The sequence below is a fragment of the Bacteroidota bacterium genome (assembly GCA_034723125.1).
Classification (GTDB): Bacteria; Bacteroidota; Bacteroidia; order CAILMK01; family JAAYUY01; genus JAYEOP01.
In genome coordinates this window covers 1-2054 of record JAYEOP010000386.1, presented here as the reverse complement: position 1 = coordinate 2054, position 2054 = coordinate 1, and the positions used below count along the sequence as shown (strand labels likewise).

General features: G+C 30.6%; 2 protein-coding genes. One reads left to right on the top strand and one right to left on the bottom strand.

Features of this window, described 5'->3' with window-relative positions:
• The coding region (locus tag U9R42_10305) for a histidine phosphatase family protein (protein MEA3496414.1) at positions 1-559 on the top strand (559 nt) is incomplete at its 5' end.
• On the opposite strand, the gene U9R42_10300 is transcribed toward U9R42_10305, so the two are convergent.
• Positions 556-1854, bottom strand: a complete 1299-nt coding sequence (locus U9R42_10300) for an MATE family efflux transporter (protein ID MEA3496413.1) — start codon at positions 1852-1854, stop codon at positions 556-558. The genes U9R42_10305 and U9R42_10300 overlap by 4 nt on opposite strands.
• Positions 1855-2054: the final 200 nt, after the last annotated feature.

The window sequence follows — 2054 nt, the reverse complement described above, 5'->3', positions numbered from 1 at the left end:
AATTATTTTTGTAAATTTACCTCAAGAAGTACAGAACAATAACATGAAAAAAATTATAGTTGTAAGACACGGTAATAGTGAGTTTGAAAACTTAAACATTCCAGATTATAAACGAAAACTCCTTAAAAACGGAATTAAAGAATCAGAAGAAATTGCTCTTCTTTTAAAGGACAAACAAATAATTCCTGAAGCTATTTTTTCAAGTACTGCTTTTCGTGCTATGCAAACTGCCGAAATATTTTCACAGGTTTTAAATTTTCCTAAAAATAAAATTGTTGAAGAAGGATTTCTTTTTGGTTTTTACAAATCAAAAAAATTGCTTGATTATCTTCAAGAAAATGCAAGTGATAAAAATACTGTAATGATAGTTGGTCATAATCCAACCCTTGAAAGTTTAGCTTCCAATTTTGCTAAGGATTTCTATGAAGACCTTGGTACTTCTGCTGTTGTAGCTATTGAATTTGGTGTAAACAAATGGGTGGAAATACGCAATTTTCAAGGTAAAATTGTATTTTTTGAACAACCCGACAATGAGGAAAAAAATTTACAATTTGATTAATTTTTAATATTTATCGCTTTTTTTGACCAAGCCGTTAACATAAGCCCACGAGCAAACATAAATACCATTAGTGCCAACCACAAGCTATGATTTCCAAGAGAGTTTCGAAACAGATAATAAAGTGGTAAAAAAATCAGGAATGTTGAAACAAGCATATTGTTACGCATATATTTTGATGCTGTAGCTCCAATATAAATCCCATCCCAAATAAAAGCTGCAAATGTGATAAGGGGAATTATTGCTATCCAAAACAAATAAGGCTTTGTTTGTAAAATAATGTTTGCATTGTCTGTTAAAATGAATAATATATTTTTTCCTGCAAAAATATAGGCAAGAGAAAAAGGAATGCTTAAAGCAATTCCCCAAACAAAAACTATTTTAATAAACTTTTTTAAAGAAACATTGTCTTTTGCTCCGATAAATTTCCCTGTTAATGATTCGGCAGCATGGGCAAAACCATCAATAAAATATGAAAACAAAAATAAAAATTGAAGCAGTAAAGTATTTACTGCCAATATTGTATTATTTACAACTGCGGATTGAGCAGTAAAAAATGAAAACACAAAAATCAAACATAAAGTTCTAATTAAAATGTCTTTATTAACATTAAAAAATTGCTTTAATGCAAGTCTGTCAAACATTTCAGCTTTAACCCAATGAAAAAGGTAAGGCTTGTATTTGTAAATAAAAAGTAAGACGGCAATTACAACTCCTGTGTATTGAGCTATCACTGTTCCAAGTGCAACACCTTCGGATTTCATTCCCAATACAAAAACAAAAAATACATTAAGGGCGATATTCAGGACATTAATTATAATTGAAATAATCATTGGATAAACAGCATTTTGCATTCCGATAAACCAGCCGATAAAGGCATAAAGTCCAATCGTTGCAGGTGCTGCCCAAATACGAATTCTGTAATATTCGGAAGCCAATTGTTCAACATTTGAGTCGGCATTAAATAGCCAAAAACTAAATAATTCAATTGGTTTTTGAATTATTATCAAAAATAATCCTGCAACCAAGGCAATTATCAAAGCTCGTGAAAGAATAAGAATAATTTCTTTGCTGTCTTTTTTTCCAAAAGCCTGTGCTGTAAATCCACTTGTTCCCATTCGTAAAAAACTGAAACCCCAGTAAATAAAATTAAAAATTATTCCACCGAGAGCAATTGCTCCAATATAAATTTCAGATTCCAAATGACCGAGAATAGCCAAGTCAGCCATTCCGAGCAATGGAATAGTTATGTTGCTTATAATGTTTGGTATGGCAAGTTTCAGTATTTCTTTGTTCATGAAAAATATATTTTCAATTTCTTTAAACATTTCAAAGGTAATTGAAAATATTCATCTGATATTATCAAAATAATTATTTTTTCTCATCTTTTCACTCTTCACCCTTTACCTCAAAAGCAAAACACTCCCCTTAAAATTCTCCTTTCTCCCCATAGTTCCTTTAGCGTAAATTTGATAATAATACGCTCCTACCGGACAGA

What these genes read in the sequence shown, in the direction of transcription:
- U9R42_10300 (MEA3496413.1), bottom strand. Translation starts at nt 1,854, where the DNA reads ATGAACAAAGAAATACTGAAACTTGCCATACCAAACATTATAAGCAAC.